Below are 17,502 nucleotides of genomic sequence, written 5' to 3' on the forward strand. Positions count from 1 at the left end.
AAAACGCCAAGATTCAACCTAACGCACACCCGTGCAAAAAAATTTCAATCAATCGAAAATCCAAAATCGAAAATCGAAAATTTCCTCATGAGCTACAAACTCTTCATCCCCGGCCCGATCGCCGTCTCTGAAAAAACGCTCCGCGCCATGGCCCAGCCCATGATCGGACACCGCAGCGCCGACTTCGTCGCGCTCTTCAACGCCGTCCAGCCCGAACTCCAGGCGCTGATGTATACGAAAGACCCCGTTTACATCAGCACCAGCAGCTCGTGGGGCTGCATGGAAGGCGCGATCCGCAACGTCGTCAAAAAGAAGGTGCTCAACTGCATGAACGGCGCCTTTTCCGACAAATGGTTCGACGTCTCGAAACGCTGCGGCAAGGACGCCGGCGCGCTCAAAGTCGAGTGGGGCCAGCCCGTCGAACCCGACGCGCTCCGCGCGGAACTCGCCACCGGCCAATACGACGCAGTCACCCTCATCCACAACGAAACCTCCTGCGGCTGCATGAGCGACCTGCCCGCGCTCATGGCCGTGCTGCGCGACTTCCCCGACGTCATCTCGATCGTCGACACCGTCAGCTCCTGTAGCGTCGTTCCGATCAAAAAGGACGAACTCGGCATCGACGTGCTCATCACCGGCTCGCAAAAAGCGCTCGCGCTCCCGCCCGGCCTCTCGCTCATGTCGGTCTCCAAGCGCGCGCTCGAACGCGCCGCCACCGTCGAAAGCCGCGGCTACTATTTCGACTTCCTCGAATTCCAGGCCAACTGGGAAAAAGGCATGACGCCCAGCACGCCCGTCATCCCGCTCATCTACGCGCTCAAGTCGAAGCTCGACGACATCAAGGCCGAGGGACTCGACGCCCGCCACGCCCGCCACGCGCAGCTCAACAAAATGGTGCGCGACTGGGGCTTCGCGAAAGGCTTCAAACTCTTCCCGAAGGAAGGCCACGGCTCGCTTTCGCTGAACTGCTTTGCCAACACGCTCAACTACGACATCGCCGCCCTGAACAAAATCCTCAAGGCCGAGCACAACCTCGTGATCGACGGCGGTTATGGAAAGCTGAAAGGCAAAACCTTCCGCATCTCGAACATGGGCGACGAAACCGTGGAGACAATCACCTCACTCCTCGCCTCCCTCGACGCCGCGCTGGCGAAAACGCCGAAGCTCGCGGCGTAAAAAACGCATCGACGTTTTCAACAACTCATCAACAAAAACACCGCGCCAAAAGCGCGGTGTTTTTTATTCGTCCGAAATTCCGAAAACAACCTGAGTCTCAAACCAATTATCTTGAACCATGCCTTTTCTGGTGCCGGAGGTCCATGTCGTTTGCATGACATGCGCAATCGCATATCGGTCGAAAACTTCGTCACTCGATTCCTTCACGGCCATTCTGGTGGGAACCCCTTCTTCATTTATTCGCACACAAAGCACCACTCTGCCCGAAAAGGCCGAGCGTTTTAACTCAAGCGGGTAAACCAACTTTGGTTGCGATACTTTTTTGGGTTCGGCTATTTTCGTCTCCGTGGAAAACACGACACTGTCAAATGGATACAGCGCGCTGCTAACTTCGGAATCAACAAATGGGATGGGGTATTTTCGATTAATGCGCCCTTTTTTGTCAGGGGCGTCCTTGGTGGCATAATAAAACAATCGGGAATCGGCGCTAAACTCGGCCCAAAATACGCCCATCTGCCACGGTGTTTGATTTCTTTTTTTCATGCTTTCTCTAGCGCTCTCTTTAAGGCGAGCGGACATACGTTCACCCAAATCATAAAATCTCATTCCTTGGGCGTTACAGTAATATAGTTTCATGGATGTAATATTGGGATTATCGCCTGATTCATCGTGTTTCAGAGCGATTCCATAATATGGCTTCTCACTTTCATATGGCTTCTCACTTTCTTCCGATGGATCAGTTATTGCCCAATAGTATGTCGTCCCGTTTTCGTCTCCGACTCCGAATATCCATTTGGGGTTCATCTCTCCCCACACATCTGTGCCGACTTTTGAAAGAGGCATGGGCAGTTCCGCCAAGGCAATCGCGTATGACAACGCATTGATCTCATTTGGCGTTGCCCACTTGGGTTCCGGTTGGGGTTTGTCCGCGGCATCAAGCGCCAATGAAACAAACCAAAGGCAGACGATGCCGAAAAGTCCGGCACATTGGAGCAATTTGAAATAACGCATCATGGTTAATAAGTTTTAAGCCTGTCCGGCGATACCATCTAAATAAACGCTCGAATCCGAGTTTTATTAGCGAGCGAAATCTGAATTTCGCCCGTGTGACACGTCGCTTCTTTCCCTTGCCCGCGCCGCGTTGCGCATACAGCGTGTCGCCTTACATTCCGTCATGGCATCCACGACCAACTTTCCCGCACCGCCCGCCATCCTCAATGAGCGCGATCTCCGCGCAGCCGATTTCAGCGCGCCCGTTGTCGAACCTTCAGCCCTTCAGCCCTTCAGCCCTTCAGCCCTTTCCTCCCCCGCCCTTCTTCGCATTTACGCATGGATGCAACTCGCACGCCTCACGGACAACCGCATCCTTGACCTCTTCCGCCAGGGTTTGATCAAGGGCACCGTCACCGGAGGACAGGGACACGAAGGGCTCGTCGTGCCCCTTGCGCTGCTCGCCGACAAAACAACCGATGTCATTTCCTTCACGCATCGCGGACTCGGCGGACATCTCATTTGGAGCCAGCATCTCTGCACGCACCTCAACCAGTATTTTGCAAACTTCGAAAGCCCCACGCAGGCACGCGAGGGAAACGTCCATCGCGGCGACCCGGCGAATCGCTCGCTCCCGATGGTCAGCCATCTCGGCGCGATGGCGTCCAATGTCACCGGTTGCACCGACGCGCAACGCCGCGCGGGGAAAAATGCCGTTGGTATCGCCATTTTCGGCGAAGGCGCGTCATCCACCGGCGACATTCACGAGACGCTCAACCTCGCCTCGCTGCTCAACATCCCCGTTCTTTTTGTCATCGAAAACAACCGCTACGCCTACTCGACACCCTACGAGGAGGAATGCGCGCCCGGCGCGGCCCTCTGGCAGCGCGCCGCCGGCTATGGCATCGAGGGCCTCGCGCTCGACGGCACAAATCCCGAACTCGCCGCCGCCACGCTTGCCGCCGCGCTCGAAAAAGTCCGCGCCACTTCGCGCCCCATGCTCGTTGAAGCCAGTGTCGTCCGCCTCCGCGGGCACGCCGCTTACGACACTTGCGATTATTATCCGCCCGGCGAGGCAGAGCGCATCGCCGCCGCCGATCCACTCCCGAAATTCCGCGCCCGCCTTGCAGGCGCGGGCCACGCCGCGCAACTCGACGCAATCGACGCCGAGCTCTCCGCCTATCTCGAAACCTGCGTCAAAATTTCGCTCGCCGTGCCGCGTCCCGCCTCCGATGCCGCACCGATGCAACGCGACATTTTTGCCCCCGCCGCCGAACCGATGCCATGGAAACCCGCCATCGAGCTTGCCGACAACTCACCCTTGACGATGGCGCAGGCCATCAACGCCGCTCTTCGCAAAATCCTCACCGAGCGTCCCGAGTCGCTCATACTCGGGCAGGACATCGGAACCTACGGCGGCCCGTTCAAAGTCACCGAGCATCTGTTGCGCGATTTCGGACGCCCCCGCGTCATGAACGTCCCCCTCGCCGAGAGCGCCTGCACCGGTTTCACAATCGGCCTCGCGCTCGGCGGACGCCGTCCAATCGAGGAGTTCCAGTTCGCCGATTTTTCCACGGAGGCAGTCACCCAAATCACACAAAACGCCGCCACCTACCGCTTCCGCTCCGGCGCGCAAGTGCCGCTCGTTTTGCGATTCCCCTGCGGCGGCGGAATCACCCTGGGCTCCTTTCATTCGCAGGAACTCGAATCGCTATTCACCGCATTCCCCGGCCTCAAGGCGCTCTACCCGAGCAATCCGCAGGATGCGTTCAACGCCATCCTCGCCGCCTACGAGGACAACAACCCCGTTCTCGTTTTCGAGCACAAGGGTCTCTACCGACGCGGCAAGTCGCCCATCACGTGGGACTCGAATTACCGAGACATCTGGCAACCCGCGCATCTGCGCGCGGGCGACTTCGCCACTTTTGTTTCCTACGGCGAAATGACTCACATCGCCGCCGAGGCTTGCGATTATTTCACCGCTGAATACGAACGCAACCTCGACCTCTTCGACCTGCGCTGCCTCGCTCCGCTGAACCTCGACTCCATCCGCGAATCACTCTCGCGCACGCACCGCCTGATCGTGTTGCACGAAGGCCGGCGCTCGCACGGTTTCGGCGCCGAGCTCGTGGCGCAGCTCACCGAGGAACTTTTCTTTTCGCTCGAAGCCCCGCCGCTGCGCATCGCATCGCTCGACATGCCGGTGCCCTTCGCCCCCGAACTCGAACACGTCTTCCGCCCCACAAAGGACAGCGTGATCGAAAAAATCACCGCATGGATGGGTTGAGTCGATTTCGGATTTTTGAATTTCGCAAATGCCGTGTTTTCCAAAAAACATACAACGCACATTCAGCACTCCCATCCGTCCCATCTGCCTCATAAAAAATCTCATCGAAAAATCGCCACGCGCAAACAACATCCTCTTTTCCCATGCCCACAAAAAAATCCAAAAAAACAAAATCCAAAATCAGCGCCGCGCAGTGGCGTAAAATCAGGCTCTTCGCCATGGATGTCGACGGCATCCTCACCGACGGCTCGCTCATCGTCTCAAGCGACGGCACCGAGTCGAAAACCTTCAGCATCCTCGACGGCGCCGGCCTCATTTATCTCGGCTGGGCCGGCATCACCACCGCATGGCTCTCGGGCCGCAAATCCGGCGCGACAACCGTCCGAGCCAAGGACCTGAAAATCCCGTATGTTGTCCAGGGCCAGGACGACAAACTCGCCGAACTTAAAAAACTCGCCGCCAAGCTCAAGCTCACCGCCGACCAGATTGTCTACATGGGTGATGACGCCATCGACGCGCCCGCGATAAAATGGGCCGGCATCGGCATCAGCGTCTCCAACGCCCAGCCCCCCGCGCTCGCCGCGGCGGACATCATCACCAAAAAAGCCGCGGGCGCGGGCGCCGTCCGGGAAATCTGCAACTGCATCCTCGCCGCCCACGGGAAATAGTTTTCCGAAACAACGCGCGTGCGCGCCCTTCTCACAGCACTCCTGTTTTCCGCCCTCGCCGCCGGTGTTTTTGCCGGCGCCGGGGGCAGAAGCATTTTCGCAAACGTCCCGGTCAAGAATCCCCGGTATCCCGCGTTCAACGACGCCGGGCACCGCACATCGCTTATCTCCGGGGAACAGGCCACAATCATCAATACCCGCCAGATCGACATCGGCCGGCTCGAATTCATCCAATACCCCGGGGACGGAAGCGCCCGTGTCGTGACCCGCATGACAGCGCCCGTGGCAAGTGTGTTCGAGTTCGACTCGCCGGCACCGAGAATCGAGGGAAAAGAAAATGTCCGCCTCGCACGCGAGGACGAACTCGACGTGACGGGCGAGGACTGGGCCTATGATCATGCGCGGCAAAAACTCACGATAAACAAAAACGCCCGCATCCTCTACAAAGCCCCGCTCAAAAACATCCTCGGCCGTTCCGCCACCGATCAACCGGCTTCGCAAAATCCCCCGTCCGCACTTGAGCCCGACGAGACGCTCGTCACCGCCGATTCGCTCGCGCTCACACAAAACGAGACGAACGGCACAACCCTGGCCGTCCTCAAAGGCAACGTCGTCATCACCTCGGTCGACGGCCTGCGCCTTGCCTGCGATCACCTCGAAATCACCGCCGCGCGCCTCCGCGACAAAGACCCCGCGCTCACACCGCTCGACAAATTCCAGCTTCTCGTCGCCACCGGCAATGTCCGCCTCACCCAAGGCGCGCGCACGGTCACTTGCGGACGCGCCGATGTTTTTCCGCGTGAGGACCGCATCACGCTCACACAAAACGCCGTCGTCACCGACACTGAACTCAAGATCACCGCCGCCGGCGACCCGCTCGTCCTCCACCGCGCCGACCGCCGCATCGAAGGCAAAACCGGACGATTCATCCTCCCGCCCTGGCAGGCAACCGGCACGGAACCGCGCGCGGAAAATGCCAAGTTGGAAAACACGGTCATCACCGCCGGCAACTTTGTAATGCGGGAAACTCCGGACGGTCTCACCCACGCCAATCTCGATGAAAACGTAACTGTCGCCGCCACGGACACCCGGCTCACCTGCGATCACCTCGTGCTCGCCGTCACACCGCAGAAACAACCCGATCCCGACGCACCCGCGCCAAAAATCGCACCGCTGCACCATTTCCTCGCCACTGGCAATGTTCACCTCACCCAGGCCAGCCGCGAAGCGACCGGCGGCCAGGCCGAAGTCCTGCCGGATGAGGACAAAATCATACTCACCCAAAACCCCGTGCTCATTGATCACGAGGCATCCGCAAAAGCGTCGGCGGATACTTTCACACTTCAACGGCTCGAACGCCGCCTGACTGCCGAAAACAATGTCCGCATCACCCTTCCCCCGATCAAGGACCTCAGCGCGAACGCGCCCCGCGCCACCGCAGCCACGCCCGGCACCGACACGGTTGTCACCAGCCGGGCGCTCACCATGTGGACAACCCCCGACGAACTGTCGCACGCCATTTTTGACGGAGACGTCCATCTCGAGGGAACGAATCTCGACCTCGCCTGCAAACACCTGACGGTTGACGCAGATCCGCGCAAGACCGGGGCCCCGCCTCAATCGCCGAAACCGGATTCAACGCTCGACCCCAAACTGCAAACCATCGCCTCCAAGATTCTCCTGCTGGTTGCGACGGGGGATGTGCGATTCAAACAGCTTTCACGCGAAGTCACAAGCGGTCGCGCCGAGATCATTCCCGCCGAGGATCGCATCACGCTCACGGAAAATCCAGTCATCATAGATCGCTCGAATCCGGACGAAACAGTCACCTTCAGCAGCGAAAAACTCACGCTCATCCGCGGCGAGGAAAACATTGAGGGTGAAAAAATAAAAATCACCCGCACCACGACAAAACCGCAACCGTAGCGCCCAACCGTCAAATCCCCGTCAATCGGACGCGATACATTTTTTTGATTTTGCAATATCGCGGGGTGCGTCACGAAAAATGTTGTGACGAAAAATACTTGAAAAGTGGTTGCGATTAGTGGGATGTAGTTAAGCCATGAGTGGCTTTAGCAGCCTTTGACAACTTGGGCGGTCATTTATTTCTCTCTTTGCTCTAACCTAATTCATCCAATCCAACATAATTGTGCGAAAACTCCGGCCATAACAACACCGGTGCCACCCACAAAATTTTGAACTCCTTTCCTACATGAAAACCTCATTGAACAATCCGCGGACCTTTTTCGCCGCGATATTCCTGACAGCATGCGCGCTTTCACCGTTGCGCGCGGATGAAGCCCAATGGCAGGGCACCGGCACGGGTGACTGGAGCCGGCCCGAAAACTGGACGCCCGCAGCGCCCAGCGCCACTGGCACGGCCTACATCGACAACAGCGGCACGGCCGTGGTCGCCAACTCCACGTTTGAGGTTGGCGGCATTGTTGTGGGAAGCAATGGCGCGGGCGGCTTGATCCTTGGCACCGACGCGGTTGTCACGGCCACAGCCCCGACGGCGGGAAATTTATACATCGGCGAAAATGCCGGCGGCAACGGCTCGCTGATAATGTGGAGCAACGCCTCGCTTGAAACACTCCACGCCACGATTGGTTCCGACGGGACAGGCTCGGTGTCGCTGCACAACAACGCCTCGCTCAAAACCGACGGCGCCCACATCGGCTTGAACGCCGGCGCGGTCGGCACGGTGTCTGTTGACGGCAACGCGACATGGGATGCGGGCACCCTCCATATCGGCGGATCCAGCAGCGCCGCGGGCAGCTGGGGAACGGGACAGTTGACCATTCAAGGCAGTGGTGCGGTAACGAGCTCCGACAATATAATCGGCGCGGGAGTTGACGGAAGCGGTGAAGTCAAGGTGTCGGGCAACGGCCAGTGGACCATCGGCACTGCATTGACTGTCGGCGATTATGGCAGCGGTCTTTTGGAGATCAGGAACAATGCCAAGGTGGTCAGCGGGACGGAGTCCGATCTCTCGAGCGCATATCTCATCGGTTTCGATGCAGCCGGGACAGTATCCATTTACGACAATGGCATTTGGGACATGACCGAAGCCGATGTTGCAACGCACGAGTTTGCGATCGGCGGTTCGTCGAATGGCACGCTGAACATCAACGATCAAGGCTCGGTCCTCTTTCCCGGTGTGATCGCACTCGGAAATTACAGCACAGGCGTGGGCACGATCAACTTGAACGGCGGCGTGCTGGAAGTCGCCGGACTTGAAAAAAAGGCCGGCACGGCAGTGGTTAGTTTCAACAGCGGCACGATCCGCGCGGCCGCGGATTCGGCAGATTTTATCTCGGGGATTCCGACGGTCGCTGTTCTTGATGGAGGAGCGGGATTGGATACCAACGGCTATGATGTCACAATCGCCTCCAATCTCTACGGCATCGGCGGCCTGACCAAGACGGGCGCGGGTTCGCTCACCTTTTCCTCGGCGCAATCCTACTCGGGAACAACGACCATCAAGGCCGGCGTGATCACAGCGGGCGTCGCGAACATAATCATGAATAGCGCCGCGCTCGTGGTTGACGGCACATTCAACCTCAACGGCTACGACCAGCAAGTGGGCGACCTGTCCGGCGCGTCGTCAGGCGTGCTTTCGGGCATCGGCAAATTAACCGTGAACAACTTGGAGGACAGCACTTATTCCGGCGCCCTCAAAATCACGGGCACACTGGTCAAGGCGGGATCGGGCACGCTGACCATGGACGGAAACACCGCCGCCGCGGATTTCGGAGGTTTGGTGTCAGTAACCGCGGGCCAGCTAAATATCGCCTCAAACAACGCCCTCGGCGCCGGCACGATTGACAACGGCAGCGTCATTGAAATCGCCGACGGCGTGACCGTGTTCAGCAACACCATCACCGGCGCGGGCATCACCGAAGTCAGCTCCTCCGGCGTGAACCTAACCGGCACGCAAACAAATTACGCGGGCACTTGGAATATCACCGGAAGCGGCACAGTGGCCTCGCAAGAAAACCTCGGCGCGGACGCCACCGTCGAAATCGAAACCGACGGAAGCCTGACGCTCAGGACAGCCACCGCGGGAAATTTCCAGTGGAGCAACACCCTGCGGGGCAGCGGCACATTGACCGTGAATCTCACCGGCACGGCGGACGTTTTCAGCATGGACACCACGACGACCGGAGCCGGTTTCCAAGGCGCGGTGGAATTGAAAAACAGCGCCTATGTCATAGACGATTCGACGGAAGCTCTGCTCGCAAACGCGACCCTTTCCCTGGGCACAGGCAACGTCACCCAAATCGCGACAAGCTCCGGCACGCGCCAGATCGGCGGCATCACACTTGACGGCGGCTTGCTGCAATTCGGCGAAGTCGAACCGATGGCGGGCCAGGTCGAAACCGTCCTGAAAACAGGCACCCTCACCGTCGGCTCCGGCAGCATCCAGGTGGGATTCAAAGACCCCGGCTTGATCCCGAGCGGCACTAATCTCGCGGCACTGGAAGGCACGCCGCTGCTGAAGCAGGACGACGGCGATGTGCTCATGAAATTGATCGAGGCCGACTGGGCCTCCGGCAACGCCGCCAATCTCGTCATTCATGACGGAAGCGGCGCGGTGGTCAGCAATTCACACAGCATCAACCTTTCGCACGACGGCGTGACGACAGACGCCGTCGCCACTTACGACTATGTGGCGAGCACCGGCGCATCAAGCGACGGCCTCTATATTTCCTACGGCCTGAAACAACTTGATATCCTCGACGGACGCACGATGGCTCTCGATCACGACGACGGCACCGCCGCTGGCTCGACCCTGAACACAAAAATCACGGGCGACGGCAGCCTCGACATACAAGCCACCGATTGGATCATGCTCAGCAACGCGGAAAGCGATTACACCGGCACCACGAGCGTGAGCAGCGGCACGCTCCGGCTTGGCGCAAATGGAGCATTGGGGCAGACCTCCATGCTCGCGATTGAAAACGGCGCCGCGTTTGACGCCGGCAACTTTGCCCAGGAAATCGGCTCCCTCGACGCCAAGGAAGGCTCGATCCTCGCGCTCAACAGCGGCACCCTGCAACTCAACGCTGACGGCGAAATCCGCGGCACCGTCACCGGCAGCACGAGCGCAAACCTCATCATCAACTCCTCCACACTCGCCGTCTACGGCGCAAACGCCGAGCTGCATTCCAAAATCACCATCAACGCGGATTCCGCCGCGCTTCTCGACAATGCGGGTGGTCTCGGTGACGGCATTATCGAGTTCACCGACAGCACCGGAAGCCTGACCGTTTCGAGCACCTCAAACGGCACGCTCGAAAACACACTCGCCGGCAGCGGACGCTTGATTAAGGAAGGCGCTAACACACTGACCATTGCGCAAGCCAACAGCGACTTTGAAGGCGCCGTGGACATTAACGAGGGCCGTCTGCTCGCAACGCACATCTCCGCCCTGAACATCGCAACTGTTAACGTGGCCGCCGATGCGATCTATGAACTCTCGGGCGTGAGCGGCACGCTCTCAAACACGGTCGCCGGCTCGGGCACGCTCGCGCTCACAAACAATGCCGCCGTCACAATCACCCGCGCCAACACCATCGCCTCGACACTCGGTGTTGATATGAACAACGCCCGGCTCATCGCCGCCGCGACCGGCATGAGCCTTGGAAATGTTTACATGAACAGCAGCCGGCTAAGCTTCGTCGCGGGCACTCCAAAAACAATGACGATAGCCCGGCTCGACGGCGTGGACTCGATTCTCTCCCTCAATGTCGATTTCGATGAGGTGAGGCGGCTTGCCACCGGAAAAACTTGGACCGTGATTGATGGCGGTCTAGCGGGCGATTACCTGCAAATCAGCGAAAACGCATCCGGCGTGTTCGGCGTCAACATCGTGTCCACAGGCCAAGCCCCCGCCGAGGGCTCCTATGTGGAACTGATCAACTTCACCGGCGCAGCGGGCGACGACACCGCGCAATATCACCTCGTCGATATTTATGGAAACCAGATCGACGAACTCGATCTCGGTCTCAACAAATTCGTCTTGATAAAGGGCACTGAGAACACCGGGCTGCTCAACGACAACGCATGGTATTTGCAGGACACTGGACAATCCAGCGTCGTTGACGCCGCCATCGCCGCCGCGGCCATGCTCGGCAGGGATTGGAATTACGCAATGGACTCCATGCACCAGCGCATGGGCGAAATCCGCATGGAACGCGAAGCGCTTGCCCCCAACGCCGCCAACAAGGGCAACATCTGGCTGCGCGGACGAGGCTATCAACTGAATGCGGACGCGGACATGAGCGGACGCTCCTACACGCAATACGGCTACGGCGTCACCGCGGGCGGTGATCGCGCTTTCAACACCGAAAACGCAACCTGGCTCCTCGGCGTGTTTGCCGACGTCGGCGCGGTTGATCTAGATCTTGACAACAGCGGCGAAAGCCAAAGCCGCACGGTGGCATTCGGCGTGTATGGCAGCTGGTTGCACAAAAGCGGCTGGTATGCCGACGCCATCATCAAGGGCGGGCACCAAGAGCAAACCATCGACGCCAAGAGCCCGAACGGCCATGTGACCAACGGCGAGGACAACACCAACATGGGCGGAATCTCTGTCGAAATTGGCCGCCGCTTCAACTGGAGCAACGGCTGGTGGCTTGAACCTTCCGTGCAGGCGTCGATGTCATGGTTTGGAAAAGCGGAATATGAAACCACGTCCACAGTGAGCGCGTTCGATATAAACATGGAGTCGTTGCGTTCGCAGCAATACCGTGTCGGCATCCGCACGGGCCGCCAATTCCGTGACACAAAGTGGCATCCCTACGGAAAACTGGCCGCCGCAAAAGTGAGCAGCAGCGGCGGGCTCGTGGAGATACTTGACCGGGAGTTCACGCCCGATTGCGAGGGCTGGCGTTTCGAGGTCGGTCTCGGCGCCATGTATCGCCTCACCGACATCAGCCAAGTGTATTTGGAATATGAATACGCGACCGCCGACAACTACGACCGTCCATGGGCGTTCAACCTCGGCTACCGCGTGCTCTGGTAATCCGCGACACTACGCGAACTTTTTCATTCGCAAGTTTTGCTGGATGTGTTTCCGCCACACGGCGGGAACACCGGCCTGCCTCGCAAAATCAGGCCACTTGGCAACGGCGGCGCGCACCTCGTCGATAATCGTCCCGGCACGCCCGCGTTTCATGATCGCGTTTCGCGCGCACGCCCTGAAATCGGCCAGGGTGAAATCGTCGCGCTTGCCGTTCATTGTCATTTGATGCGTCGACGTCCAGTCGCCGTCTGGATTGTAACTGAAGGTCAGGTCGAATGCCGGTGACAGTGTCCAACGTCCGGCTTTGTTCATGAGAAAGGCGATGTTTTTCACATGGTCGTCCTGATTGCGCGCGATGATGTTGAAAACCATGCGCCGAAACTGCTCCTCGACCGCGTCTGTTTGCAGTCCGAGCATTCGGATCACCTGCAGCGCCTGTTCGTAGGAGTAGGCCCCCGCGCTATTGAAGTCGTAGTGTGCGAGCGCGCAGAGCGACTGCATGTGAAGCTTGCCGCCGCCGGGCTGACGGTCAAAACGGCGCGTCATGAAATGGCGCCGCCCGTGCTCCTCCAGCAAACGGCACTCGCTCATCGCAATGCCCGCCTCGCGTGCCATCAGTGAATACGCATACTCAATCGCACCGTAGCCTTTTGGGTCGGCGAGTTCCTTGTCGCGGTTGTTCGAGACGCCGTCGAATTTGAGCAACCAGTATTCGAAACCGTCACCTGCGCCGACCTGGCCCGACCGCACTTCATTGGTGCGGGGATTCCAAGCGATGACCGCCTTGGCGCGCGCGCCACCCGCGGATGTCCCGACCCGCAAGATGTCCTTGAGCGACTGCGCGCGTTTTTCGTCGGAAAACGTGCCTTTCAAATCGTTGCGATGCTTGAGCACGTCGGAGGCGAGTTTTACCAACGCGTCGATTTCGATTTTTTTCGCGGCGCGTGTAACGGGGCCAACCACCGGCGCAAATTCAAGCGCTCCCATGCCCCGCCCTCCCGTGTAACAAAGGCGTTCAACAGCGTTGAACGAGTCCGGCGTCCTTCCCTGCGTGGCAAGCCATGCGTTGATGAGCGCATTGCCAAATTTGTCCGGCAGCGAATCAGCCAGCATTCCTGGCAATCCATGGAATGTCCGCCATGGCAAATTGGGAAAACTATAAATGCGATCACTCAATGGCATCACAATGGGAGAAACTTGGATGCCGCTTTCTATGAATGCGCGCTCGTATTCAAAAACAGCAACGTCCGTCGGGCCATTCACCGAAACCGCGCCGATGGTGCGGCCCCAGAGTTTCACTTCCGCGATCGTTGTCATGTGTCGTCCCCCCACGTCCAGTTGCCGGGCTTCGGCTCTTCCAGCAGAAACTGCCCGGCGGTGCGATTGTGCTCGGAATACCTTGCCGAATCGGTGCGCGGGCGCGCGCGTTTGCGTTGACGGCCCCTCAATTTCAATTGCGTCATCGGGCTTGGGGGTAATTCAGGTATCAGGTCGTTAAAATGTTCGACCAATCCCAAGACACGACAGACACGGATGAGCGCAACCAGTTGGGATGAGCCGCCGTTTTCCATGCGTTCCAATGTGCGTTTGGACACGCCCGCAAATTTCGCAAGTTGTGCCTGGGTCATGTTTTCAGAGAGGCGTGTTTGCGCCAGTCTGATCCCAATTATTTTGAGAATTGGTTGATCGGACATGTTTTGCTCGATTTTCATTTTTCGTATTATTTGGCGAAAAACACTACTTTTGTCAAGATATTCGCCACTAAAAGCGATTTAATGATATGTATATAACTCGCGATTTTTGACAAATTATAGTGATTTATGGCGTTTTTTCGCCATTTTTCGCGACTATCATACATTGTAAAAAACTAGCTTTTTTCTAGGTGATATTTATGGGCGGGGGCTTTTTCTCGGTTGGGACATCGAATCTTTTATGGTTGCCGAAATGCGCGTCGTCTTCTTTCTGCTTCTCTGCAACAGGGGAACGCTCATGTGACTCCGGTTGCGCGAAACATCAACCATGTCACTTCTCCCATTCTCAAGCCAGCTCATCGCTGATGTCGGCATTTCCTTTGGCGACGAGGGCAAAGGCCGTCTCATTCCCGAACTCGCCAGTGAACTGCGTGGCACACCCGCCGCGGTTTCCGTGGTGCTTAAGGTCAATGGCGGCGCAAACTCCGGGCATACCGCCGCCGGTATCAAGCTCAATCTTCTGCCGGCCGGTGTCGTTGAACGCGAAATCGCGCATCTGGCCATCGGCTCTGGAGTTGTCGCCGATCCGCGCAAGGTCTGGTGGGAGGCGCTCCCTCTTGAGAAAAAGGGCTACCCCACCCTTTCGCGCCTGCTCATTGACGAACGCGCGATGGTTTCCGATTTCACGCATCGCCTACTCGATCTCGCTTGGGAGGATTACCGAACCAATGTTCTTCGCGAGGAGCCGCGCGGCTCCACCGGACGCGGCATCACGCCCGCATTCTGCGACGAGACCGGCCAGTGGCAGATCACCTTTGCCGATTTTCTGGCCTCGCCCGACGACTACCGAAAAAAACTTGCCCAGCGCGCCGATCGCGTCTGCCGCACCATTCAGCACGTCTGCCAGGTCAGCGCCGTCACATGGGACTCATTTTTCGAGAAACTGACCGCTGCGGAACTCCGCGCCAACGCCGAGGCCATCGAACTCGGTGTCTTCACTGCCGACGAATTTGATTTCAAGCCTTTTAAAGGCGCCGCGCCCTTCACGCTCAACCTCGACGCGCTCGCCGACACCTACTGGCGCGCAGGTTCTTCGCTCGAAAAAAACATCGGCGAAGTTCGCGAGCTCATCCTCAGCGAGGTTCGCGCCGGACGCACCATCATTGGCGAGTTCGGACAGTCCTACTGGCTCGACAAACGCCACGGCTTCTCGCCCAACGTCACCGCGTCGCACACTTTCGCGCCGGAGTTTTTCGAGAGCGCCGGCATTCCGCTCCAGCGCATCCACACCTTCGGCGTCGCCAAGGCCTATGACACCAAGGTGGGCACACACACCTTCATCACGCAAATGGACGACGCGCACCCGCTCGCCGCCAAGCTCAAGCAAATCGAATTTGGCACCAGCACCGGACGCCAGCGCATGGTCGGTTGGTTTGACGCTGTTGAAAAAGGCGACGCGCTCCGCTACGGCGGCTACCAAGACCTCATGATCAACAAGGCCGACGCGCTCACTCACGACGGCAATTGGCGCGGTGAACTCCTTATCTGCACCGCCTACGAAGACGCATCCGGCAAGCGCTATCATCACGTCCCCCGCAACGAGGCCGTCCGTCGCACCCTCCGCCCTGTTTACGCAAAATACGCGGGCTGGTCCGAGGACATTTCGAAAATTCGAAGCTTCGCCGATCTTCCCGAAAGCGCCCGCCGCTACGTCGCCGCCATGTATCGAACCACGGTAGAAGTCGCGTTCCACGGCGATTACGGCAACGACCTCTCGCGCATCCCCGCCTCGGCGCTGCCCAATTTCCGATACCTTGGCGTCGGCCCCGAACCCTCCCAACTCATCAAGGATATCCCGACTGCGATGGAACTGCTCAAGCTCACCTGAGTTCTTGACGCCGCCTCCGCTCCAGTCCGCCCGACAGCTGCCACACTGTGTTTGCCGCTCACAACAGCACACAAATCAAAAAGCGCGGAATTGCCTTCTCGCGCTTTGTTTTCACAGGCGGCAACACTCGCGGCACGGGCATCGCCATCTTCCTCACGCTATTTCTGCTTCTGGCCAGCGGTTGCTCGAGTGTTCGGAAAAATTACGCGAAAATTGCCTCCGAAGCGCTCCCCCCTCCTTCGCACACAATCAACACACGGCTTATCGCCGAGCAACTCGCCTTGCAGCCCGAGGGACATTCCGGCTTCCGACTTCTCGCACTCGGAACCGAGGCGCTCTTCGCCCGCATCGCGCTCGCCGACCAGGCCGCCAGCTCGCTCGATGTCCAGTATTACATGATCCACGACGACTCCACCGGTCGCCTTGTCATCAAGCACATCCTCGCCGCCGCCGACCGCGGCGTGCGCGTGCGCGTGCTCATCGACGACATTCATGTGATCGGCAACGACCGCAACATCCTCGCCATCGACTCGCACCCCAATGTCGAAGTCCGCATCTTCAACCCCTTCAAAATTCGAAAGAGCCTCGCGCTAGGCCTCGCCACCCAGTTCCTCTTCGATGGACGCCGTCTCAACCGGCGCATGCACAACAAATCCTTCATCGTCGACAACCAGGCCGCCATCATCGGAGGGCGCAACATCGGTGACGAATATTTCGACGCCCGGCAGGACATGAACTTCCGCGACCTCGATGTTCTCGCCGTCGGCCCCATCGTTGCCCAAATCAGCCAAAGCTTCGACGACTTCTGGAACAGCAACGCCGCCTACCCCCTCGTGGCATTTTACGACCATGTCAAAGCTTCCAAAAAACTAATCGCCCTCCGCGCCACCCTTGAAAAAAACGCGCGTGATTACCCGGCGGCTGAAAACATCCGCGGCCTCTTCGCCCCGGCCTTCGCCATCGACGACGACCCCGATGACCTCTTCGAGGACGATCTGGTCGAATCCCAGGCAGAAACACTCCATCCCCGGCGATTCAACTGGTGCTGGGCGCCTGCGCAACTCATCGCCGACGATCCCGGCAAGGCAAACCCCTACGACGCCCCCAAAAAAGGCCCGCACATCGGTGAAAAACTCGCTGAAATCATCACCACCGCCAACGATGAACTCCTCCTCATCTCGCCCTATCTTGTCCCCCGTCCCCAAGGTGTGGAAATGTTCGGCAATCTCGTCAAACGCGGCGTCGACGTAAAACTCCTCACCAACTCGCTTGCGTCCACCGATGTCGCCATCGTGCATGCCGGATACGCCCGATACCGCGCGCCGCTCATCGATGCCGGCGTCCATCTCTACGAACTCCGCGTCATCCCTTCCTCGACTAAAAAACGATTCTTCCGAGGAAAACGCACCGGCATCAGCCTCCACGCAAAAGCCTTTGTCATCGACCGACGAATTACCTTCATCGGCTCCATGAACATCGACCCCCGCTCCGAACTCCTCAACACCGAGATGGGTGTGCTTGTCGAAAGCCCCGAGCTCTCCCGCGAACTCGCCGCGTTCTTCAACGAGGCCATTGAGCCCGACAGCAGCTACCAAGTCCGCATCACCAAGCCCGACACCGAAGGCAACCGCAAACTCTACTGGACCGGCACCCCCGACGGCAAACCCGCCACTTACAACACCGACCCCAACGCCAGCGTCTGGCGCCGCGTGAAAACCACGCTCCTCCGCATTTTCCCCATCGAGGGACTCCTCTGAATTTAGCACCTCGCC

The 17,502-nt window shown here is 58.7% G+C and carries 10 protein-coding genes; 7 read left to right on the plus strand and 3 right to left on the minus strand.

What is annotated here, in order from left to right:
- Positions 1-87: 87 nt before the first annotated feature.
- Positions 88-1,176, plus strand: a complete 1,089-nt coding sequence (locus M2447_RS08150) for an alanine--glyoxylate aminotransferase family protein (protein WP_277558165.1) — start codon at positions 88-90, stop codon at positions 1,174-1,176.
- 63 nt (positions 1,177-1,239) lie between these two features.
- On the opposite strand, the gene M2447_RS08155 is transcribed toward M2447_RS08150, so the two are convergent.
- A complete protein-coding gene (locus M2447_RS08155; protein WP_277558167.1) occupies positions 1,240-2,190 on the minus strand; it encodes an energy transducer TonB in 951 nt (316 codons plus the stop codon).
- Between the two features lie 160 nt (positions 2,191-2,350).
- Here M2447_RS08155 and M2447_RS08160 point away from each other — a divergent pair, with 160 nt between their 5' ends.
- From M2447_RS08160 to M2447_RS08175, 4 genes are all read left to right on the plus strand, one after another.
- The gene (locus M2447_RS08160) at positions 2,351-4,453 is read left to right on the plus strand and encodes an alpha-ketoacid dehydrogenase subunit alpha/beta (RefSeq protein ID WP_277558169.1); all 2,103 of its coding nucleotides are present in this window, start codon (positions 2,351-2,353) and stop codon (positions 4,451-4,453) included.
- Between the two features lie 143 nt (positions 4,454-4,596).
- Positions 4,597-5,121, plus strand: coding sequence for an HAD hydrolase family protein (locus M2447_RS08165; protein ID WP_277509567.1), 525 nt, complete (start codon positions 4,597-4,599; stop codon positions 5,119-5,121).
- Positions 5,122-5,139: 18 nt separating this feature from the next.
- Positions 5,140-7,047 carry a hypothetical protein gene (locus M2447_RS08170; RefSeq protein WP_277558170.1) on the plus strand — a complete coding sequence of 636 codons (1,908 nt, stop codon included), beginning with the start codon at positions 5,140-5,142 and terminating at the stop codon, positions 7,045-7,047.
- A 286-nt stretch (positions 7,048-7,333) separates the two neighbouring features.
- Positions 7,334-12,151: an autotransporter outer membrane beta-barrel domain-containing protein gene (locus M2447_RS08175; protein WP_277558171.1), complete on the plus strand. Its 4,818-nt coding sequence runs from the start codon at positions 7,334-7,336 to the stop codon at positions 12,149-12,151.
- Positions 12,152-12,160: 9 nt separating this feature from the next.
- Here M2447_RS08175 and M2447_RS08180 read toward each other — a convergent pair whose 3' ends face one another.
- Positions 12,161-13,468, minus strand: coding sequence for a HipA domain-containing protein (locus M2447_RS08180; protein ID WP_277509570.1), 1,308 nt, complete (start codon positions 13,466-13,468; stop codon positions 12,161-12,163).
- Positions 13,465-13,863: a helix-turn-helix transcriptional regulator gene (locus M2447_RS08185; RefSeq protein ID WP_277509571.1), complete on the minus strand. Its 399-nt coding sequence runs from the start codon at positions 13,861-13,863 to the stop codon at positions 13,465-13,467. The genes M2447_RS08180 and M2447_RS08185 overlap by 4 nt, the downstream gene beginning before the upstream one ends.
- 307 nt (positions 13,864-14,170) lie before the next feature.
- Between M2447_RS08185 and M2447_RS08190 the strand changes: the two genes are divergently transcribed.
- Entirely contained in the window at positions 14,171-15,730 is a 1,560-nt protein-coding gene (locus tag M2447_RS08190) for an adenylosuccinate synthetase (protein WP_277558172.1), read from the plus strand.
- A 47-nt stretch (positions 15,731-15,777) separates the two neighbouring features.
- Entirely contained in the window at positions 15,778-17,487 is a 1,710-nt protein-coding gene (locus M2447_RS08195; RefSeq protein ID WP_277509574.1) for a phospholipase D family protein, read from the plus strand.
- The last annotated feature ends 15 nt before the right edge of the window (positions 17,488-17,502 follow it).

Origin of the sequence: Ereboglobus sp. PH5-10, assembly GCF_029504735.1 — a bacterium.
Classification (GTDB): domain Bacteria; phylum Verrucomicrobiota; class Verrucomicrobiia; order Opitutales; family Opitutaceae; genus Ereboglobus.